22 protein-coding genes and 1 other annotated feature are annotated in these 21,686 nt (G+C 50.6%); of the genes, 10 read left to right on the forward strand and 12 right to left on the reverse strand.

Features of this window, described 5'->3' with window-relative positions:
- Positions 1 to 6 precede the first annotated feature (6 nt).
- Positions 7 to 540, forward strand: a complete 534-nt coding sequence (locus ACLJZ5_RS14120; RefSeq protein ID WP_024797407.1) for a glycoside hydrolase family 108 protein — start codon at positions 7 to 9, stop codon at positions 538 to 540.
- A 66-nt stretch (positions 541 to 606) separates the two neighbouring features.
- On the opposite strand, the gene ACLJZ5_RS14125 is transcribed toward ACLJZ5_RS14120, so the two are convergent.
- From ACLJZ5_RS14125 to dnaK, 4 genes are all read right to left on the reverse strand, one after another.
- Positions 607 to 945: a phage holin family protein gene (locus ACLJZ5_RS14125; protein WP_031617789.1), complete on the reverse strand. Its 339-nt coding sequence runs from the start codon at positions 943 to 945 to the stop codon at positions 607 to 609.
- A 126-nt stretch (positions 946 to 1,071) separates the two neighbouring features.
- Positions 1,072 to 2,019 (reverse strand): LysR family transcriptional regulator, encoded by a 948-nt coding sequence (locus ACLJZ5_RS14130; protein ID WP_024797406.1) that lies wholly within the window; start codon positions 2,017 to 2,019, stop codon positions 1,072 to 1,074.
- Positions 2,020 to 2,298: 279 nt separating this feature from the next.
- A complete protein-coding gene (gene dnaJ, locus ACLJZ5_RS14135; protein WP_001119009.1) occupies positions 2,299 to 3,438 on the reverse strand; it encodes a molecular chaperone DnaJ in 1,140 nt (379 codons plus the stop codon).
- 85 nt (positions 3,439 to 3,523) lie between these two features.
- Positions 3,524 to 5,440, reverse strand: a complete 1,917-nt coding sequence (gene dnaK / locus ACLJZ5_RS14140) for a molecular chaperone DnaK (protein WP_000516126.1) — start codon at positions 5,438 to 5,440, stop codon at positions 3,524 to 3,526.
- Between the two features lie 348 nt (positions 5,441 to 5,788).
- Here dnaK and ACLJZ5_RS14145 point away from each other — a divergent pair, with 348 nt between their 5' ends.
- The 3 genes from ACLJZ5_RS14145 (at position 5,789) to satP (ending at position 7,658) form a co-directional block, all read left to right on the forward strand.
- A complete protein-coding gene (locus ACLJZ5_RS14145; protein ID WP_001258082.1) occupies positions 5,789 to 6,193 on the forward strand; it encodes a DUF2541 family protein in 405 nt (134 codons plus the stop codon).
- Between the two features lie 35 nt (positions 6,194 to 6,228).
- Positions 6,229 to 6,942, forward strand: coding sequence for an acidic protein MsyB (msyB, locus tag ACLJZ5_RS14150; protein WP_001103472.1), 714 nt, complete (start codon positions 6,229 to 6,231; stop codon positions 6,940 to 6,942).
- 149 nt (positions 6,943 to 7,091) lie between these two features.
- Positions 7,092 to 7,658, forward strand: coding sequence for an acetate uptake transporter (gene satP / locus ACLJZ5_RS14155; protein ID WP_000528525.1), 567 nt, complete (start codon positions 7,092 to 7,094; stop codon positions 7,656 to 7,658).
- Between the two features lie 55 nt (positions 7,659 to 7,713).
- Here satP and mog read toward each other — a convergent pair whose 3' ends face one another.
- Both mog and tal read right to left on the reverse strand, forming a co-directional pair.
- Complete coding sequence (mog, locus tag ACLJZ5_RS14160; protein WP_000380373.1) at positions 7,714 to 8,304, reverse strand: molybdopterin adenylyltransferase; 591 nt, start codon at positions 8,302 to 8,304, stop codon at positions 7,714 to 7,716.
- A gap of 110 nt (positions 8,305 to 8,414) precedes the next feature.
- Positions 8,415 to 9,368: a transaldolase gene (gene tal / locus ACLJZ5_RS14165; protein WP_000130179.1), complete on the reverse strand. Its 954-nt coding sequence runs from the start codon at positions 9,366 to 9,368 to the stop codon at positions 8,415 to 8,417.
- Positions 9,369 to 9,636: 268 nt separating this feature from the next.
- Between tal and ACLJZ5_RS14170 the strand changes: the two genes are divergently transcribed.
- Entirely contained in the window at positions 9,637 to 11,067 is a 1,431-nt protein-coding gene (locus ACLJZ5_RS14170; RefSeq protein ID WP_024797405.1) for an alanine/glycine:cation symporter family protein, read from the forward strand.
- Between the two features lie 78 nt (positions 11,068 to 11,145).
- A complete protein-coding gene (gene yaaA, locus ACLJZ5_RS14175; RefSeq protein ID WP_024797404.1) occupies positions 11,146 to 11,919 on the forward strand; it encodes a peroxide stress protein YaaA in 774 nt (257 codons plus the stop codon).
- A 93-nt stretch (positions 11,920 to 12,012) separates the two neighbouring features.
- Here the strand turns inward: yaaA and thrC are convergent, their stop codons facing one another.
- From thrC to yjjY, 6 genes are all read right to left on the reverse strand, one after another.
- A complete protein-coding gene (gene thrC / locus ACLJZ5_RS14180) occupies positions 12,013 to 13,299 on the reverse strand; it encodes a threonine synthase (protein WP_024797403.1) in 1,287 nt (428 codons plus the stop codon).
- 3 nt (positions 13,300 to 13,302) lie between these two features.
- Positions 13,303 to 14,232, reverse strand: a complete 930-nt coding sequence (thrB, locus tag ACLJZ5_RS14185) for a homoserine kinase (RefSeq protein WP_000241685.1) — start codon at positions 14,230 to 14,232, stop codon at positions 13,303 to 13,305.
- 1 nt (position 14,233) lies between these two features.
- A complete protein-coding gene (thrA, locus tag ACLJZ5_RS14190; RefSeq protein WP_001264680.1) occupies positions 14,234 to 16,696 on the reverse strand; it encodes a bifunctional aspartate kinase/homoserine dehydrogenase I in 2,463 nt (820 codons plus the stop codon).
- Positions 16,697 to 16,721: 25 nt separating this feature from the next.
- Positions 16,722 to 16,842 (reverse strand) — a sequence feature (Thr leader region).
- A complete protein-coding gene (gene thrL, locus ACLJZ5_RS14195; protein ID WP_001575544.1) occupies positions 16,778 to 16,843 on the reverse strand; it encodes a thr operon leader peptide in 66 nt (21 codons plus the stop codon). (Overlaps the previous feature by 65 nt.)
- Before the next feature lie 213 nt (positions 16,844 to 17,056).
- Entirely contained in the window at positions 17,057 to 17,743 is a 687-nt protein-coding gene (locus tag ACLJZ5_RS14200; protein ID WP_024797402.1) for a tRNA/rRNA methyltransferase, read from the reverse strand.
- Between the two features lie 399 nt (positions 17,744 to 18,142).
- Complete coding sequence (gene yjjY, locus ACLJZ5_RS14205; protein WP_001541509.1) at positions 18,143 to 18,283, reverse strand: protein YjjY; 141 nt, start codon at positions 18,281 to 18,283, stop codon at positions 18,143 to 18,145.
- A 95-nt stretch (positions 18,284 to 18,378) separates the two neighbouring features.
- On the opposite strand from yjjY, the gene arcA reads away from it, so the two are divergent.
- From arcA to ACLJZ5_RS14225, 4 genes are all read left to right on the forward strand, one after another.
- On the forward strand, positions 18,379 to 19,095 hold the full coding sequence (gene arcA / locus ACLJZ5_RS14210) for a two-component system response regulator ArcA (protein WP_001194359.1): 717 nt from the start codon (positions 18,379 to 18,381) through the stop codon (positions 19,093 to 19,095).
- Between the two features lie 266 nt (positions 19,096 to 19,361).
- A complete protein-coding gene (locus tag ACLJZ5_RS14215; protein WP_000749516.1) occupies positions 19,362 to 19,676 on the forward strand; it encodes a hypothetical protein in 315 nt (104 codons plus the stop codon).
- Positions 19,677 to 20,060: 384 nt separating this feature from the next.
- Positions 20,061 to 20,732: a winged helix-turn-helix transcriptional regulator gene (locus tag ACLJZ5_RS14220; protein WP_024797401.1), complete on the forward strand. Its 672-nt coding sequence runs from the start codon at positions 20,061 to 20,063 to the stop codon at positions 20,730 to 20,732.
- Positions 20,733 to 21,070: 338 nt separating this feature from the next.
- Complete coding sequence (locus tag ACLJZ5_RS14225; protein ID WP_000482239.1) at positions 21,071 to 21,616, forward strand: fimbrial protein; 546 nt, start codon at positions 21,071 to 21,073, stop codon at positions 21,614 to 21,616.
- Positions 21,617 to 21,686 lie beyond the last annotated feature (70 nt).

A 21,686-nucleotide genomic window follows, 5' to 3' on the forward strand; every position in this document is an offset into this window, starting at 1 on the left:
GGGAAGATGAATCCAATTATAGATGGAATTATTGCGCTTGAAGGCGGTTACGTATTTAACCCTAAAGATAAAGGCGGCGCCACCCATTGGGGCATTACCGAAGCCACGGCGCGAGCGCATGGCTATGCTGGCGATATGCGGGATCTGACCCGCGCTGAAGCCTACGCGATTCTCGAAGAGGATTACTGGATAAAACCAGGCTTTGATGTCATCTCGACGCTATCGTGGCCAGTCTCCTTCGAGCTGTGCGATGCGGCAGTCAACATAGGCGCTTACCACCCCAGCGCGTGGCTGCAACGCTGGTTGAACGTCTTTAATCACCAAGGTAAACGCTACCCGGATATTCATGTGGATGGCAATATTGGCCCGCGGACGCTTGCCGCTCTCGAACATTATTTGGCCTGGCGAGGCCAGGAAGGGGAAGCCGTTTTGGTGAAAGCTCTCAATTGCAGTCAGGGCACGTACTACTTAAACGTTGCTGAGAAAAACCACAATAACGAACAATTTATTTATGGCTGGATCAAGAATAGAGTGACCTAGACCAGGCTGAAAAAAGACGCGTAAAAGGCTCACGGATGAGCCTGATACCGTGAATGATAATTAATCTTAATTATTTCCTTCGATAATTTTTTTAATCCGCCGCCCAAGAATTTTTAAGATCGGACTCGCGAAAACACCGCCTAAGCCTGCCGCCAACAGAACAATGTTGAAACTGCATTCTTTTTCGATCGCAATCGCGCTTAACAAGAAACTGGTGAAGCAGGAAATCACGATCTGCGTTAAGCAATATTTTATACTTTCATGAGAACTATTATATTCTGTCTTATCTTTGCGTAAAAGATAGCTGACAAAGCCTCCCCACGCGCCAATCGAAATAATAGTGAGTAAGATCTCTAGCTCCAATAGCACAACTTCCGTTGTCGACACATGGTTGGGAATAGACATTTTAACACTCCGAAATCATTATAAATGAATAATTAACACAAGGAGTGTAAGCGCCCTGTCAGACGGGTGAAAATCAAAGCACATCATTTAAAACCATATTAAATCAAAGCGTAAAAATGAGGTGTATTAGCGACGGAAGGAGGAAAGCGTTTGTAACATACTTACCATCTCATTAATCGTCGATATATTTCTACTATTTTTATTCCAGGATGCATAGACCTGAACTGACTTCAAAGCCAGTTCGGGCGGAGGCTGAATAAATTTAATGTCATATTTACGATGGTTTTTATAAAAAAGCGCTAATTTCAAAGGCATCAATGCAATCAATGAGGTTCGTTCGATCATGCTCATCAAACCGTTAAGCGAATCACTGCGATAGCCGACAATACGCCTGCCAGTATAGTAAAGCTCATCCTTAAATAACTCGCTATCATGATATATCACTGAAGCCCCCATTCCCGGCTGATATAACGCATGACGCGAAGAATAAAAATGATGTAGCGACAGTTGTGAGAGGGTACTCAGCATGTGTTTACTGCTACAGATACAAACAAATGATTTAAAACTATCAATAATTTGATTCTCTATGCCGGACTCCAGCAAAGGTTCGGCACTAATCAACAGATCGCCTTGCGCAGTAAACAGAAGTTCGCTGATATGCTCCCGACTCATATTTCTGACAGTGAAATGATTTATCAAAATACGGTCAAATATATCGCTGTTATAGAGCTGAGAAAGATAATAGCTTTCAACAATATCACTGCCTAATAACGTTATCTGGAACGCTTCATCTTTTTTGCTATTACAGAGAAATGTGTCATCCACCAGTTTCATCACCTGACTGAAATTTTGGTGAATGTCGACAGCCTTAGCTGTGGGGATGAGCCCGCCTTTCCCTCTGCTAAACAGTTCTTCCGGGTAATAACTCTGCAGGCGCTTTAACGCCATAGAGACGGCAGCCGGTGTAATGCCTAACTTTTTTGCCGCCATAGCCGCATTTCCTGACAAAATAACAGCGTCAAGAATTTTGATTAAATTATAATCAAAGCTCTTGTTGGCACCTTTCGATCCCATTCGCTGTCTGCCTCCGGAAACTAAAAAAAGCAATATAGATAATACTCAAGATAAATCAATTCACAGCATCTAAAAAAGCAATCGTTAATGTCATCACATCACGTTTTTTTAAAGAATGAGCGTATACAAACCTGCTGATTAACATCAATTTGTTTATCAGTAAAACAAAATACCAACAAATGAGAGGATACGATGCGTTTAGCAGAAGCCTGGGCGCGTACAGGCAGAAAAAAGCCCGGATATGCACCCGGGCTAAAGAAAAATACAACGGTAAAAAGATTAGCGAGTCAAATCGTCAAAGAATTTTTTCACGCCGTCAAAGAAGCTTTTTGAACGCGGGCTGTTTTTCTCTCCCGTCGGGCCGCCAAAACTTTCCTGAAGATCTTTTAGCAATTGCTTCTGTTTTTCGCTCAGACCGACCGGCGTTTCAACCACCACACGGCACAGCAAATCGCCCTGCGCGCCACCGCGTACGGACTTCACGCCTTTGCCGCGCATACGGAACAGCTTGCCCGTTTGTGTTTCGCTCGGTACTTTCAGCATCACGCGACCATCTAACGTCGGCACTTCAATTTCACCGCCCAGCGCCGCCATCGCAAAGTTGATCGGCACTTCGCAATAAAGATTATTGCCTTCACGCTCGAAAATAGGGTGTTGTTTCACCTGGACCTGAACGTACAAGTCGCCTGCCGGTGCGCCATGCTCGCCCGCTTCGCCCTCGCCTGCCAGACGAATACGATCGCCGGTATCCACGCCCGCCGGGATTTTAACGGACAGAGTTTTACTCTTTTCAACACGCCCATGACCGTGGCATTTATGGCACGGATCTTTGATCAGCGTACCGCGTCCCTGACAGTGTGGGCAGGTCTGCTGTACAGCAAAGAATCCCTGGCGCATCTGTACCTGACCAGAACCATGACAGGTCGGACAGGTTTGCGGTTGCGTGCCAGCTTTCGCGCCGCTGCCGTGGCAAACGTCGCACTCCTCCAGCGTCGGAATACGGATCTCTTTGGTCACGCCACGCACCGCTTCTTCCAGGGTGAGATCCATGTTATAACGCAAATCAGCCCCACGCGCCGCACGTTGGCGACCACGCCCGCCGCCAAAGATATCGCCAAAAACGTCACCAAAGATATCACTGAAATCAGCGCCGCCATTGAAGCCGCCGCCAAATCCGCCGCCCATACCGCCTTGTTCAAACGCGGCGTGACCATACTGATCGTAGGCTGCGCGTTTTTGCGCATCGGTCAGCACTTCGTAGGCTTCTTTAATCTCTTTAAATTTAGCTTCGGCCTCTTTATCACCCTGATTGCGGTCCGGATGATATTTCATGGCCAGGCGCTTATACGCCTTTTTGATTTCACGCTCTTCCGCTGTTTTGGAAACGCCTAAAATCTCGTAGTAATCTCTTTTCGCCATCTCTTTTTATCTGCCCTTAACATGCATACACGGGCGGAGAGGAAACCTCTTCGCCCGTGCCAGTAATTACCCGTTCAAAGGGCGATTATTTTTTATCTTTTACTTCTTCAAACTCAGCGTCGACAACGTCGTCATCTTTCGCGTTGTTTGCAGAAGCGTCAGCGGAGCCAGCCTGCTGCTGCGCATGTTGCTGCTGAGCGATTTCCATCAGTTTCTGGGAAACCTGCGCCAGTTCCTGCATTTTCGCTTCGATAGCGGCTTTATCTTCGCCTTTCAGGGCAGTTTCCAGCGCGCTCAGGGCAGACTCGATAGCGGTTTTGTCATCAGCCGGCAGTTTATCGCCTGCTTCTTCAACCTGCTTACGGGTGCTGTGCAGCAGATGGTCGCCCTGGTTACGGGTCTGAACCAGCTCTTCGAACTTACGGTCGGATTCAGCGTTCGCTTCTGCATCGCGAACCATTTTCTGAATTTCTTCCTCGTTCAGACCAGAAGATGCCTTGATGGTGATCTTCTGCTCTTTACCGCTATTTTTGTCTTTCGCGGAAACGTGCAGGATACCGTCAGCATCGATATCGAAGGTAACTTCGATCTGCGGCATACCGCGCGGCGCCGGGTTGATGCCATCCAGGTTGAACTGACCCAGAGATTTGTTATCAGACGCACGTTTACGCTCACCCTGCAGCACATGGATGGTTACCGCAGACTGGTTGTCTTCCGCAGTAGAGAACACCTGGCTGTGCTTGGTCGGGATGGTGGTGTTTTTGGTGATAAGCGGAGTCATCACGCCACCCATCGTTTCGATACCCAGAGACAGCGGGGTAACGTCCAGCAGCAGTACGTCTTTCACATCACCGGTCAATACGCCGCCCTGTACCGCTGCGCCGATAGCCACAGCTTCGTCCGGGTTAACGTCTTTACGCGGCTCTTTACCAAAGAATTCAGCCACTTTTTTCTGCACCATTGGCATACGGGTCTGACCGCCGACGAGGATCACGTCGTTGATATCAGACACGGACAGGCCAGCGTCCTGCAGTGCGACTTTCAGCGGCTCGATAGAACGGTTCACCAGATCTTCAACCAGGCTTTCCAGTTTTGCACGAGTCACTTTGATGTTCATGTGTTTCGGACCGGTGGCATCTGCGGTAATGTACGGCAGGTTCACGTCGGTCTGCTGCGCAGAAGACAGCTCGATTTTGGCTTTTTCTGCGGCCTCTTTCAGGCGCTGCATGGCCAGCGGATCGTTACGCAGGTCAATGCCCTGATCTTTCTTAAACTCGTCAACGAGGTAGTTGATCAGGCGGGTATCGAAGTCTTCACCACCCAGGTGGGTATCACCGTTGGTTGCCAGAACTTCAAAGGTTTTTTCGCCATCAACTTCGTCGATTTCGATAATAGAGATATCGAAAGTACCACCACCGAGGTCGTAAACCGCGATAGTACGGTTGCCGACTTCTTTATCCAGACCGTAAGCCAGCGCTGCGGCAGTCGGTTCGTTGATGATACGTTTAACTTCCAGCCCCGCGATACGACCCGCATCTTTGGTAGCCTGACGCTGCGCATCGTTAAAGTAAGCCGGTACGGTGATAACCGCTTCAGTTACCGGTTCGCCCAGATAATCTTCAGCCGTTTTCTTCATTTTCTTCAGCACTTCGGCAGAAATCTGCGGCGGCGCCATTTTCTGACCTTTCACATCAAGCCATGCGTCGCCGTTGTCGGCGCCGATGATTTTGTACGGCATGATAGAAACGTCACGTTGAACTTCTTCGTCCTGGAAGCGGCGGCCAATCAGGCGTTTAATCGCAAACAGGGTGTTTTGCGGGTTTGTCACTGCCTGACGTTTAGCCGGCTGACCAACCAGAGTTTCACCATCCTGGGTATAAGCAATGATAGAAGGCGTAGTGCGATCGCCCTCGGCGTTCTCCAGCACGCGTGCCTGCGTTCCATCCATAATCGCTACACAAGAGTTGGTAGTACCCAGGTCGATACCAATAATTTTACCCATCTAAACGTCTCCACTAAAAATTCGGTCATCATGTGGTTGTGAATCTGTAATAAGGGCGAAACGTGCGGTTTCAACTACCCTGAATCGTTTTTTTTCAGACTCACCACTGCGGTTGACTACAAGATGGGGTCGTAACCCACGTCATCAAGGGGGAGATGAAAAAATTTTTTAGTGACGAGAGGGCGCGATGGAAAACCAGACAGATAAACATTCATGAAATAAATTAAACAACGAATACTATTCACAGAAAAATTGTAATAAAAAGAAAAGATTACAAAACTGAATCGTTGTCATGAGCAGAGTATGATAGACGGTAATTGCTTATTGAACCCGTCAAAGAGAAATTCCATGCGATCTGTGTTAACGATTTCCGCCGGCCTGCTTTTCGGCCTGGCGTTAAGTAGCGTCGCGCACGCGAACGACCATAAAATACTGGGTGTTATTGCCATGCCCAGAAATGAAACGAACGATCTCGCGCTGAAAATTCCCGTCTGCCGCATCGTGAAGCGCATTCAACTCACGGCGGATCACGGCGACATCGAACTTAGCGGCGCATCCGTCTATTTTAAAACTGCGCGTAGCGCCAGCCAAAACCTGAACGTCCCTTCCTCAATCAAAGAGGGCCAGACGACAGGCTGGATCAATATTAATAGCGATAACGACAACAAACGCTGCGTATCAAAGATTACCTTCTCAGGCCATACGGTAAATTCTTCCGATATGGCGAGACTTAAAGTCATTGGCGACGATTAATCGCTGTTATTTCTATTCCAAAAGCCAGACTGAAAATGAACGTCACCTATTTACACGACGAGGATTTAGACTTTCTTCAGCATTGTAGCGAAGAACAACTCGCCGATTTCGCCCGTTTGCTGACGCATAACGAAAAGGGCAAGGCTCGCTTGTCGAGCGTCCTTAGTCATAACGAGCTGTTCAAAGCGATGGAAGGTCACCCGGAGCAACACCGCCGTAACTGGCAGCTCATTGCCGGCGAGTTTCAGCATTACGGCGGCGACAGTATCGCCAACAAATTGCGCGGACACGGAAAACAGTACCGCGCGATTCTGCTGGATGTCGCAAAACGGCTAAAACTCAAAGCAGATAAAAGCATGTCGACGTTTGAAATAGAACAGCAACTGCTGGAGCATTTTTTACGTCATACCTGGCAGAAGATGGACGCGGCGCATAAGCAGGAATTTCTGCAAGCCGTAGACGCCAAAGTTTCTGAACTGGAAGAACTGCTGCCGCTGCTCATGAAAGATCGCCGTCTGGCAAAAGGGGTCTCCCACCTGCTTTCCACCCAGCTTACCCGCATTTTGCGTACCCATGCCGCAATGAGCATCCTGGGTCACGGATTGCTGCGCGGCGCAGGTCTTGGCGGCCCGGTCGGCGCGGCGTTAAACGGCGTCAAAGCGATGAGCGGCAGCGCGTATCGCGTGACTATTCCGGCGGTGTTGCAAATAGCCTGCCTGCGACGAATGATGGCAGCCGTTCAGGCGTGAACGCCCTCACAGGGGGAAATATTTTCTTTTCCCCCTTATTAGATCATAGACAGTCCTCTTCCCCCTGATTATTATGCCGCGCCCCGAATACGGAACTCGTTATTCTGGGAAACTATTTCACCATTCAATTATGATGATTTTGAGGAATTATGGGCAACACTAAGTTGGCTAATCCGGCACCGCTGGGCCTGATGGGCTTCGGCATGACCACCATTCTGCTTAACCTGCACAATGCCGGTTTTTTCGCCCTGGACGGTATTATTCTGGCGATGGGGATTTTCTACGGCGGTATCGCGCAAATTTTTGCCGGTCTGCTGGAGTACAAAAAAGGCAATACCTTTGGTTTAACGGCCTTTACCTCTTACGGTTCGTTCTGGCTGACGCTGGTCGCTATCCTGCTGATGCCGAAAATGGGCCTGACGGATGCGCCTGACGCTCAGCTACTCGGCGCTTATTTAGGTCTGTGGGGCGTGTTCACGCTGTTTATGTTCTTTGGTACGCTGAAAGCCGCCCGCGCGCTGCAATTTGTTTTCCTGAGCCTGACCGTACTGTTCGCTCTGCTGGCGGTCGGCAATATCACCGGTAACGAAGCCATTATCCATATCGCAGGCTGGGTTGGTCTGGTTTGCGGTGCCAGCGCTATTTATCTGGCGATGGGTGAAGTGCTAAACGAGCAATTTGGCCGCACTATTCTGCCAATCGGCGAAGCGCACTAAATCTCTTTATTCCTCCCGCATCGGGAGGAATAACCCTACTATCAGTATCTTCCGGTCAGGATGACATATTCTCACGTCTGGCGCTCTTCGGACGGAAAGCGGCAACCACTTCCGGCGCGGTTTCGACATACGGCCCGTCAAGCAGCTGTATGCAATACGGCACGCTCGCAAAAATGCCCGGCACGCTAACGCTGCCATCGTCCGCTTTTACGCCTTCCAGCGTTTCTTTGATCGATTTTGGCTGTCCAGGCAGATTAAGAATTAACGCCTGTTTACGGATAACGCCCACCTGGCGGGAAAGAATGGCGGTCGGCACAAAGCGCAGGCTGATCTGGCGCATCTGCTCGCCAAAACCTGGCATTTCACGGTCAGCGATGGCAAGGGTCGCGTCCGGCGTGACGTCGCGACGTGCCGGACCGGTACCGCCAGTGGTCAGCACCAGATGACAGCTCATCTCATCGACCAGTTCACACAACGTTTGCTCGATAATTTCCTGTTCATCAGGAATTAAGCGCCGTTGGACCTCGAAAGGCGTGGTCAGTGCAGAAGCGAGCCACTCCTCAAGCGCAGGAATGCCTTTATCCTGGTAAACGCCGCTTGAAGCGCGGTCGGAGATAGAAACTAAGCCAATACGTAAGGTATCCATAATTATTCCGTTAAAACAGTCTCGTTAAACAGAATGATACACTGCGAAGGGAAGGACAGACAGGTTTCAGAAGAGGTAGCGTGACCCATATCAGGGCCACGCGTTAATGATTACAGCAGATCGCCGATCATTTTTTCCAGTTTTTCCTGGTCTACCGCAAACTTACGGATACCATCCGCCAGTTTGTCAACCGCCATCGGATCCTGGTGATGCTGCCACAGGAACTCGGCTTCGGTAATGCGTTCCGGACGCGCTTTGACTTCGCCGGAGAAAGAGAGCTTACGCTCAATCGCCCCTTCGCTTTCCGCCAGTTCTTTCAGCAATGCCGGCGCGATAGTCAGACGGTCGCAGCCCGCCAGCTCCAGAATTTCGCCTACGTTACGGAAGCTTGCGCCCATAACGACGGTTTCGTAACCATGCTGTTTGTAGTACTCGTAGATTTCCGTTACGGAAACCACGCCCGGATCTTCAGCTGGCGCATAGTCTTTCTTGTCGGTATTGGCTTTATACCAGTCAAGAATACGACCTACGAACGGCGAGATCAGGTAGACGCCCGCTTCGGCGCACGCACGCGCCTGCGCGAAGGAGAACAGCAGCGTCAGGTTACAGTTGATGCCTTCTTTTTCCAGCTGTTCGGCTGCGCGAATGCCCTGCCAGGTGGACGCCAGCTTGATCAGGATACGATCGTTGCTGATACCCGCATCATTGTAGAGTTTAATGATACGTTTTGCTTTGGCGATAGACGCTTCAGTGTCATAAGACAGACGCGCGTCAACTTCGGTAGAAATACGCCCCGGCACCAGCTTCAGGATTTCCAGGCCAATATTCACCGCCAGCTTATCGGTCGCGTCAACAACCTGCTGCGCGCGGTTGCTGCTCTGCTGTTTCGCCCAGGCGACAGCATCGTCAATCAGCTTACGATATTCCGGGATTTGCGCTGCGTTAAGAATGAGAGAAGGGTTAGTTGTAGCATCCTGCGGCTGGTACAGCTTCATTGCCGCGATATCTCCGGTATCAGCCACTACGGTGGTGAACTGACGAAGGGAGGTCAATTTGTCCGTCATGATAGAGTTTCTCTTTAAACAGCTTGTTAGGGGATGTAACCGGTCTACCCTGATGATAACACGACGCACTCACAGCGCAACCGCCTACATGCACCTGGCTGCCCTTGTGCACTGTTTGCGTATCTGCCAATGGTTGATGCGCAATTAAAGGATACCGCCGTATTTATGGTAAACTGCCGTTAATATTAGTCTGACAAGGTCATCTACATCATGGGTCACGCTTATACAGGATCATCAAAGCGTGACGGCATCAACAAGAGGGACGTTAATGCCTGAGTTTTTCAGTTTTATTAACGAAATACTCTGGGGCTCGGTAATGATTTACCTGCTGCTCGGCGCAGGATGTTGGTTTACCTGGCGTACCGGATTCATTCAATTTCGTTATATTCGCCAATTTAGCCGCAGTCTGAAAGGCAGCTTTAGCCCGCAGCCAGGCGGTCTGACGTCATTTCAGGCACTGTGTACCAGCCTCGCGGCGCGGATTGGCAGCGGTAATCTGGCCGGCGTGGCGCTGGCTATCGCCGCAGGCGGTCCCGGCGCGGTATTCTGGATGTGGGTCTCGGCCATCATTGGTATGGCGACCTCCTTCGCCGAGTGTTCGCTTGCCCAGCTTTATAAAGAACGTGACCCGACAGGCCAGTTCCGCGGTGGCCCGGCGTGGTATATGGCGCGCGGGCTGGGAATGCGCTGGATGGGCGTGGTTTTCGCCCTCTTTCTGCTCGTCGCCTACGGGTTGATTTTTAATAGCGTGCAGGCGAATGCCGTCTCACGCGCGCTCCATTTCGCCTTCAACATTCCGCCACTTATCTCCGGCATTGCTCTGGCGTTCTGTGCCCTGTTAATTATCATTCACGGCATAAAAGGCGTCGCCCGCCTGATGCAATGGCTGATTCCCCTCATCGCGTTATTGTGGGTCGCCGGCAGCGTGTTCATTTGCCTCTGGCATATTGAGCAAATGCCTGGCGTTATCGCCTCGATAGTCAAAAGCGCACTTGGCTGGCAGGAAGCCGCGGCAGGCGCAGCCGGATATACGCTCACTCAGGCTATTACCAGCGGTTTTCAGCGTGGGATGTTCTCTAATGAAGCGGGAATGGGGTCAACGCCTAATGCGGCCGCAGCGGCAACGTCGTATCCCCCTCACCCTGTCGCGCAGGGGATTGTGCAAATGATTGGCGTATTCAGCGACACCATTATCATCTGTACCGCCAGCGCGATGATTATCCTGCTGGCGGGGAATCACGCGTCCCATTCGTCAACAGAAGGCATTCAGCTTCTCCAACATGCAATGGTTTCGTTGACCGGTGAATGGGGCGCCAGCTTTGTCGCGCTTATCGTCATTCTGTTCGCGTTCAGTTCTATCGTCGCCAACTATATTTACGCCGAGAACAATCTGTTTTTTCTGCGGTTACATAACGCAAAGGCCATCTGGCTATTACGCCTTGCGACGCTTGGCATGGTTATCGCCGGTACGCTTATCAGTTTTCCGCTGATATGGCAGCTCGCTGACATGATCATGGCCTGTATGGCCATTACCAATCTGACGGCGATTTTGTTGCTCTCACCGGTGGTGTATACCCTCGCCAGCGATTATCTGCGACAACGGAAACTGGGCGTAAGACCGCAGTTCGATCCGCGGCGCTTCCCGGATATCGAACCACAACTGGCGCCAGATACCTGGGATGCGGCATCGCGCGACTAAGCCGACAATCGCAACCATCGGTCAACTCTGCGACGTTTTTTTGCTAAAGTCGCAGAAAATTCCCTGCAAGGACTGGATATGCTGATTCTGATTTCACCTGCAAAAACGCTTGATTATCAAAGCCCGCTGGCCACGACCCGCTATACCCAGCCGGAGCTATTGGATCACAGCCAGCAGCTTATTCAACAGGCCCGCCAGCTTTCGGCGCCGCAAATTTCCAGGCTGATGGGAATTAGCGACAAACTGGCGGATCTCAACGCCACGCGTTTTCATGACTGGCAGCCTCATTTTACGCCGGATAATGCACGCCAGGCGATTCTGGCGTTTAAAGGCGATGTTTATACCGGCCTACAGGCGGAAACGTTCAACGACGCGGATTTTGATTTTGCTCAACAGCATCTGCGTATGCTCTCTGGCTTGTATGGCGTATTGCGCCCGCTGGATTTAATGCAGCCTTATCGTCTGGAGATGGGGATTCGCCTGGAGAATCCGCGCGGCAAAGATCTTTATCAATTCTGGGGCGATATCATTACCGATAAGCTCAACGAAGCGCTTGAGGCGCAGGGCGATCGGGTGGTGGTGAATCTGGCCTCCGAGGAATATTTTAAATCGGTGAAGCCAAAGAAACTGAATGCCGAACTGATTAAGCCCGTGTTCCTTGATGAGAAAAACGGCAAGTTTAAGGTGGTAAGCTTCTACGCCAAAAAAGCGCGCGGACTGATGAGTCGTTTTATTATTGAAAACCGCTTAACGAAGCCGGAACAGCTTACCGCGTTTGACCGTGAAGGGTATTTCTTTGATGAAGAAACCTCCACACAAGACGAGCTGATCTTTAAACGCTACGAGCAGTAACGGCATCGCCGGATGGCGGTTACGCCTTATCCGGCCTACAAATCGACACCACCCCATAGGCCCGGTAAGCGACAGCGCCACCGGGCGCAATGGTTACTGGCGGGTCATCATCAGCTTACGCAGGGCGGCAAAATCCGCAGGCAGATGATGTGAAAGTAGCGGCAGGTCGGCGCGTTCGGCGAGCGCTTCAGGCAAGGCCAGCGTTTCTCCCAGAATGGACTCCACGCTTTCTTTAAACTTCGCCGGATGTGCCGTTCCGAGAAACAAGCCATACTCGCCAGGGTTTAACTGGTCGCGTAATGCCCGATACGCTACCGCCGCATGAGGTTCCGAGATATAACCTTTCGCTTTCAGCTCGCGCATCGTCTGCTGTGTCGTAGTATCATCTACCGCCGCATAGCCCAGCTCAGTCAGACGCCAGATTTTACGGCGGAATAGCTCCTCCACGCGCGGCCAGTTATTCGGCTGGCTGACATCCATCGCATTCGACAGGGTCGCCTGCGTCGCTTTCGGCGCCCACTTCCCGTCATGCAGAAAACGCGGCACCGTGTCGTTGACGTTGGTAGCGGCGATAAAGCGTTTCACCGGTAGGCCTAACGACTTCGCCAGCAGTCCTGCCGTCAAATCGCCAAAGTTGCCGCTGGGTACGGAGATCACCAGTTGGTTACGCGCCTCCTGCGGCAGTTGCGCCACGGCTTCAAAGTAGTAGCAAATTTGCGCCAACAGGCGGCTGATATTAATCGAATTAGCCGAATTCAGCCCCAGCGCCGTTTTCAGATCTTCGTCATCAAATGCCTGTTTCACCAGCGCCTGGCAAGCATCGAAATCGCCGTCGATCGCCACGGTTTCAATGTTGCCGCCCAGCGTACAGAACAGTTTTTCCTGCAACGGACTGATTTTACCGCGCGGGTAGAGAATGACGACCCGCACATTTTCCAGGCCATAGAACGCGTGAGCCACCGCCGCGCCGGTATCGCCTGACGTTGCGGTCAGAATCGTCACCGGTTTGTCGCCGCTGATATGCGTCAGCATTTGCGCCATAAAACGCCCGCCGAAGTCTTTAAAGGCCAGCGTCGGACCATGGAACAGCTCCAGGCAGCCGACATCGCTTTCTACCTGCGCTACCGGCGCCGGGAACGCAAACGCCGCGCGGACGCGCTCTTCCAGAATTTGCTGCGGTATTTCATCGCCAATAAATGCCGAGAGGATCTTTGCGCTACGGCTGACAAAGTCCTGGTTGAGCATCTCATCAATTTCCGTCAGGCTAAACTCCGGCAGTTCGTGCGGAAAAAAAAGTCCCTGCTGTTTGCCCAGTCCTTGCGTGACGGCCTGCGCAAAGCTGACCTGCTCATTATGGTCTTTCAGATTATAGAGTTTCATTGATTATCCCACTACTCGTGCGCCCGCCGTATCCAGCCGGCAAATATGAACGAAGCCTTCCTGATTTTGCAGATAATGTTTGCTCAGCCAGTCCGCGACGCGCTGCGCCGTCTCCGGTTTATCGCATAGCGCAAACAGCGTCGGCCCCGACCCGGAAATCCCGCTCGCCAGCGCGCCGATCTCCGACACCGCCTGCCGCGCCTGGCTAAAGCCCGGCAGTAAACGCGCGCGGTATGGTTCGGCAATAACATCTTTCATCAGCGCGGCGGCAAGCTGCGGCTGCCGCGAGTAACAGGCGTGAATAAAACCGGCCAGATGCCGTCCATGCGCAATGCAATCCTGACGGCGATACTGCGCAGGCAAAATGGCCCGTGCTTCTGCGGTGGAAACTTTAATGCCCGGATAAGCCAGTACCCATAGCCACTCATCAAAGCCCGGCACCTGCTGACTAATAATGCCGTTTTCTTCAATCATCAACTGCATACCGCCAAGAAAGCACGGCGCGACGTTATCGTAATGGATGCTGCCGGAGATACGGCCTTCCAGCTCGCCCATCAGCGCCAACAGACGCGTGTCGTTTAACGGTTTGCCGCAGTGCTCATTCATCGCGACCAGCGCGGCGACGACGGAACAGGCGCTGGACCCTAACCCGGAACCAATCGGCATATTTTTTTCCAGCGTCATCGCCACCGGGATGGTTTTCCCCAATGCCTGGCAAAAACGTTCCCAGCACTGATAAACAATATTTTCACGCGGCTCCGGCGGCAGTTTATCGGCAAATCGCCCCAGGTTATGCAGACGGAAATGGTCCGCTGCTTCAACGGATACCACATCGCCCAGCAACGTGCCGTCAACGGGTGTGACGGCTGCGCCCAACACGTCGAAACCGACGCTCATGTTCGCGCTGGAAGCCGGGGCATACACTTTCACCATGTTAAACTCCTAACTTCCATGAGAGGGTCCGTAACAGATCGGCAAACACGCCCGCCGCCGTCACATCATTGCCTGCGCCGTAGCCGCGCAGCACCAACGGCAAGGGCTGATAATAGTGGCTGTAGAACGCCAGCGCGTTTTCACCGTTTTTCACTTTGAAGAGCGGATCGTTACCATCAACTTCGGCAATCTTCACGCGGCACACGCCATCCTCTTCGATATTGCCCACATAGCGCAATACCTTACCTTCATCACGAGCTTTTGCCACACGGGCGGCAAACGCATCGTCAAGCTGCGGCAGATGCGCCATAAAGGTGGTCACATCGCCGGAGGCGTCAAACCCGTCCGGCAACACCGGTTCAATCACAATATCGGAAAGCTCCAGCTCGCGGCCCGTCTCGCGGGCGAGGATCAACAGTTTCCGCGCCACATCCATACCGGAAAGATCGTCGCGCGGATCCGGTTCGGTATAGCCCATCTCGCGCGCCAGCGCGGTCGCCTGTGAGAGACTCATCCCCTCTTCCAGTTTACCGAAAATAAAAGAGAGCGACCCGGAAAGAATGCCGGAAAATTTTTGCAGTTCATCACCCGCATTCAGCAGGTTTTGCAGGTTTTCGATTACCGGCAAACCAGCGCCGACGTTGGTGTCATACAAGAATTTGCGCCGTGATTGCGCGGCGGCGAAACGTAGCTGATGGTAGTAGTCCATCGACGAGGTGTTCGCTTTCTTGTTTGGCGTCACCACATGGAACCCTTCACGCAGGAAGTCGGCATACTGGTCGGCCACCGCCTGACTGGAGGTACAATCAACAATCACCGGATTGAGTAGATGATATTCTTTCACCAGGCGAATTAAGCGTCCCAGATTGAACGGCGCGTTCGCTTGCGCCAGTTCCGCCTGCCAGTTGTCCAGATTCAGGCCATGCACATTGGTTAGCAACGCCTTTGAGTTCGCCACGCCGCACACGCGTAGATCGATGTGCTTGTTCTTCAGCCAGGTTTGCTGACGTTTAAGCTGTTCCAGTAGCGCGCCGCCGACGCCGCCGACGCCAATGACAAACACTTCAATCACCTGATCGGTATTGAACAGCATCTGGTGCGTTACCCGCACGCCGGTGGTGGCATCGTCGTTATTCACCACTACAGAAATGGAACGCTCAGAAGATCCCTGAGCGATCGCCACGATATTGATATTGGCCCGCGCCAGCGCGGCGAAGAATTTCGCTGAAATGCCGCGTAGCGTGCGCATACCGTCGCCGACAACAGAGATAATCGCCAACCGCTCAGTAACCGCCAGCGGCTCCAGCAGCCCCTCTTTCAGCTCCAGATAGAACTCATCCTGCATCGCACGGCGGGCACGCGCGCAGTCACTCTGCGGCACACAGAAGCTGATGCTGTACTCAGAGGAGGACTGGGTAATGAGCACCACCGAGATCCCGGCGCGAGACATGGCGGCGAAAACACGCGCCGCCATCCCAATCATCCCTTTCATTCCCGGGCCGGAGACGCTAAACATCGCCATGTTGTTAAGGTTAGAGATCCCTTTAACCGGCAGATTATCATCGTCGCTGGACGCGCCGATCAGCGTTCCTGGCGCCTGCGGATTGCCGGTATTTTTAATCAGACAGGGGATCTGGAACTGGGCGATAGGCGTTATGGTGCGAGGGTGAAGGACTTTGGCGCCGAAGTAAGAGAGTTCCATAGCTTCCTGGTAGGACATCGATTTCAGCAGCCTGGCGTCCGGCACCTGACGCGGGTCACAGGTATACACGCCATCGACGTCAGTCCAGATTTCACAGCAGTCAGCGCGTAAACAGGCGGCCAGCACGGCGGCGGAATAGTCGGAACCATTACGGCCCAGCACCACCAGTTCACCCTTTTCATTACCGGCGGTAAAGCCCGCCATCAGGATCATGTGATCAGCTGGGATCTGGCTGGCGGCGATACGGCGAGTCGATTCCGCGATATCGACGGTAGATTCAAGGTAATGGCCCACCGCCAGCAATTTTTCTACCGGATCGATCACCGTGACGCGATGTCCACGCGCCTCCAGGAGTCCCGCCATAATCGCGATCGACATTTTTTCGCCACGGCAAATCAGCGCGGCGTTGATGCTATCCGGGCACTGACCCAGCAGGCTGATACCATGCAAAACATGTTTGATCTGAGCGAATTCTTGTTCGACAACCATTTTCAACCGTGCAAGCGGGAATCCCGGCTGCGCGCTGGCAAGTCCTGCGAGCAGGTCAGAAAAAATACGTTCGGCATCGCTGATATTCGGCAAAGCATCCTGGCCGCCGATAGTTTTTTCAATCATTGCCACCAGATGGTTGGTAATTTTCGCGGGGGCGGAAAGTACGGTCGCTACCTGCCCTTGCCTGGCATTGCTTTCCAGAATATCGGCAACACGCAGAAAACGTTCTGCATTTGCCACTGATGTACCGCCGAACTTCAACACTCGCATGGTTGTTACCTCGTGATCTCTGGTCGAAAAAAAAGCCCGCACTGTTCAGGTGCGGGCTTTTTTCTGTGTTTCCTGTACGCGTCAGCCCGCACCGTTACCTGTGGTAATGGTGATGGTGGTAATGGTGGTGGTGCTGATGCGGTTCATGGATGTTGTGTACTCTGTCATTTTTATTTGTCTGTCTTGTATTCCTATATTGGTTAAAGTATCTGCCCGCCTAAGTCAATAAATTTTTAAATTGATCACATTCCGAAACTTGTTCATGTGCTGCTGGCGATATATTTATTTTCAACCAATTCCCCCTGTCATGATCTCTTGCAACCAGACGTAATCTCTTATTATTTTAAAAATTACAGCACGTTATTTTGTTAGTTTTTTTTCAATATCATGGACCAAACGGTGCAACATTACCGTATCTCGCTGTCCCAGCAGGCCGATTCGCTGTTGTAGCCAGTCGGTTAATTTGTGGTCATCGGCCGCCTCCAGAGTCGTTAACAGACGTAAAAGGCGCGCGCGTAACGCCTGTAACTGCGATTCATCAGCAATATCAACGGATTCAGTGGTCTGTTGCATTAAACCTGCTAATTGATAGCAATACACCATGACTGCCTGTCCCAGATTGAGCGAAGGGTAATCCGCCGCCATCGGCACGCCGGTCAATACATCCGCCAGCGCCAGCTCGTCATTGGTCAAACCGGAATCCTCACGGCCAAAAACCAGCGCGGCATGACGCATCCAGCGTGATTTTTCCTGTAATAAGGAAACCAGTTCAGCGGGCGAAGCGTAGTAATGAAATTTTGCCCGGCTGCGGGCTGTCGTCGCGACGGTAAAATCCACATCGTGGAGCGCGTCGGCAAGGGTGCGAAAAACCTCAATATTATCAATAATATCTCCAGATCCATGTGCGACCCAACGGGTGGCGGGCTCCAGGTGCGCCTGGCTGTCGACAATACGCAGGTCAGTAAATCCCATGGTCTTCATAGCCCGGGCGGCTGCGCCGATATTTTCCGCTCTGGCGGGAGCGACAAGAACGATTGTTACACGCATTTCATTACTCTTTTTGACTAATTTACAGGAAATTAGCTGGCGTTTGTAAGCATATTACGCTTCGCAAATTTACAAAATTTTAACGGATATCACTGAAAAAGCATTTTTGATTTCGTAAAAGACGCTACACTATTGCGTATCTGTACTATTGCTGTTTATGTTAACAGAACATCGTTATCCTGCTGTTTATTTAGGATAATTTAATTTAAAATAGATCCTGCTCTTTGGATTCATCGCATTTATTAGTTGGCTTACGTAACTAGTTGGAATATTGCAAATTTGTGATGAAAGCTAGCATTTAGCTACGATGATTTCATCAAACTGTTAACGTGCTACAATTGAACTTGATATATGTCAACGAAGCGTAGTTTTATTAGGTGTCCGGTACGTCTTAGCCTGTTATGTTGCTGTTAAAATGGTTAGGATGACAGCCGTTTTTGACACTGTCGGGTCCAGAGGGAAAGTACCCACGACCAAGCTAATGATGTTGTTGACGTTGATGGAAAGTGCATCAAGAACGCAATTACGTACTTTAGTCATGTTACGCCGATCATGTTAATTTGCGACATGCATCAGGCAGGTCAGGGACTTTTGTACTTCCTGTTTCGATTTAGTTGGCAATTTAGGTAGCAAACATGCAGACCCCGCACATTCTTATCGTTGAAGACGAGTTGGTAACACGCAACACGTTGAAAAGTATTTTCGAAGCGGAAGGCTATGATGTATTCGAAGCGACAGATGGCGCGGAAATGCATCAGATCCTCTCTGAATATGACATCAACCTGGTGATCATGGATATCAATCTGCCAGGGAAAAACGGTCTCCTGTTAGCGCGTGAACTGCGTGAACAGGCTAACGTTGCGCTGATGTTCCTGACGGGCCGCGATAACGAAGTCGACAAAATTCTCGGCCTCGAAATCGGCGCGGATGATTACATCACCAAACCGTTTAACCCACGCGAATTGACCATCCGTGCCCGCAACCTGCTGTCCCGTACCATGAACCTGGGTACCGTCAGCGAAGAGCGTCGTAGCGTTGAAAGCTACAAGTTCAACGGTTGGGAACTGGATATCAACAGTCGTTCACTGATCGGCCCGGACGGCGAGCAGTATAAACTACCGCGTAGCGAGTTCCGCGCGATGCTTCACTTCTGCGAAAACCCTGGCAAAATTCAGTCGCGCGCAGAGCTGTTGAAAAAAATGACCGGCCGCGAGCTGAAGCCGCATGACCGTACTGTTGACGTTACCATTCGTCGTATCCGTAAGCATTTCGAATCCACGCCGGATACGCCGGAAATCATCGCCACCATTCACGGCGAAGGTTATCGCTTCTGCGGCGACCTGCAGGATTAATTCGGCCCAGGCACCAAACCGTAAAAACAGCCGGTAAGTTATTCTTACTGGCTGTTTCTTATGCTCCCCTTCCGCTAAGCGGCCCCGCTTTCCCTCCTGACCTGCCGTTATGACGTACTCTTTTACATAAAAATTGTCGTATAGCGCTGTTTATCTCAGCTTGCGAAAGTTAAGGTAGTTTGTGTATTAACATTAAAGAGTAATACACGGGATTTGTTGGTCCCCAAAAAATGAGGGGATGCTCACAGGACGTGAGGTTTCAAAAGATGAAAAAATCACCATTATGCTGCTACCTGTTTTGCGCAGCGATGTCAGCTTCATCAGCCGCGCTGGCTGCTACCGCGCCGGTCTCCGCAGGCGTTATTCATTTCAAAGGCCAGATTGTCGAATATGGTTGTAATCTTGCGCCTCACGATCGCAATATCGAGGTATCATGTTCGCGGAATAATATCCCCCATTTGCAGACAGTCGCCACACCGTCTGGAAACGCTATTTCGTTGATGAATGGAATCGCCACGGTACGGCACGTGTCGTTAAAAGATCATCCGGAGATTCAAAGTCTGATCGTCCAGTACCGCTAACCGCTTATGGCTCCCGCCGGGAGGAGTTCCGGCAGGCGGCGATTTCGCTCAGTAAAACGCCGCCCGCCTGCATTTTGTACTTTTCTCTCATTCGTATCCTCCAACAGCGATGTTCATCGCTTCGCTATCCTGTACGCTCTACGCGCTCGTTAAGCACGGTACCTATGATAGCTGCCATAAAATGATTGCAAATAAAATCATCACATTTACTATGGTTAACCTTAAAAACAGCGTTGTCGCTCATGCATTGATAAGGTGAATACATTGACTTAAATATTCTTGTTGGCTATTTTTATTTACTTAATTATAATTTTAAGTGAATATTAAATTTATGTTTACCTTTTAATAGTCAACCACTTTATCAGCCATAATAATGGGGAAGATATGAAGCAGTTAAACGGCGGGAATGTGTATCGTCCCACAGGGAAAGAAAAAAACCAGCAAGCCATTTTAAATATTCATCGGCACGTTATTCAAAACATATCCCCTGTCACTATTACGGCCGGTAAAACACTGGATATCAAGATTGATAATCAATCCCACATCCTGTTAATCACTAAAGGCGCTATTAAAGTATGTCGGCGTATCGACAGCATTGTAATGGGCTGCGGTGTCTCACCAATGATTTTAGGCCTTGTAGATGCCTATGCTGACTTATACCAGTTAGAAGAGAATTCAGACGTCTTTTTTATCGCCGAAACCACCTGTGAATATTATCCTGTCCCAGTAAAAGATTTTGTGGAAATAGCCGATGAAAAGCATCTCTGGCGTGACATTTCGAACATCCTGATGTACCGCATTGCTTTCATGACTAACCGTGACAGAAACCTTATCGGGCAGGACGCCTATAGCCAGATAAAAGCGCTGTTACTTGAACTGTGGTCGTATCCTGAAAGCTCACGATTTGAGATCAACGCACAGAACTTCATACAGCAGAGAACCGGGCTTTCACGCAGCCGTATCATGCAGGTACTTTCAGAACTAAAAGCGGGGGACTATATAAAAATACTGCATGGAAGACTGTTAGAGCTTCGAAACCTGCCGGTTTCATTTTAAACGGACAAGCGTCGTATATTCTTAAAAAGAAAGCAATATAGAGTTAAATAAATCCTCCAGGAAATAATAACTATTATCAAAAAAGAGATCTTGCTCTATAAACCCAGTCATCAACCATACTTCTTTAGTGGTATTTTATTAAACTTTGTTACCGAGTCCGAAACTGGACTGCCGTTCAATATTGCATCAGAATTTTTATTGAGTTCATAGTTGATATACGTAGAATAGCCGCCTGCTTATCTACAGAACAGAAAGAAGCGCATACAGAGTAAAATATAATATTTTATTTTATATAGCTATCTTTATTTTTCAGCGAATAGAATCAGGCAACAATTAATATGTTTAATAAGAAAATTATCATCCTGGCAATGTTAACTGCCGTAGCATCCACACCGGTATTTGCCCAGAACACGATTACGTTCAATGGCAAAATTTACGATCAGGCGTGTACGGTTCAGGTTAATGGCTCCACGGATACCACTATTGATTTAGGTAATTACAGCAAAGAACGCATCGCGGAAAAAGGCGCCACAACCGATTACGTGCCGTTTACCGTAAGCCTGGTTAGCTGCCCGGAAGCAGGAACTGGCGTACCAACCCAGGCCATGTTCCGCTTCCACGGCGCAACAGATGATTCCAACCCAACGTACTTCAAAAACGCGGACGAAGGATCGGAAACGGGCGCCGCGGGTGTCGGTATTTCTATTCAGAACGCTTCACATAGCGATGTGACAGATAACACGGATGATGCCGCAGTGAACCTGCCAACCGACGGCTCGACAGCAGACTTTACCTATTACGCCGCCATGGCAAACGATGGTTCCGCAACCGTAACCGGTGGAGATGTTAGCACTCAGGTTACGTATACCGTTTCGTATCAGTAAGGCATTCTCATCCTGATGTGGACAGGCAGGATGCCAGTCCATAGCGTAAAACATCTTTACAGAGTAAAAA

Source organism: Salmonella sp. 5800 (genome assembly GCF_046558195.1).
GTDB classification, from domain to species: Bacteria; Pseudomonadota; Gammaproteobacteria; order Enterobacterales; family Enterobacteriaceae; genus Salmonella; species Salmonella enterica.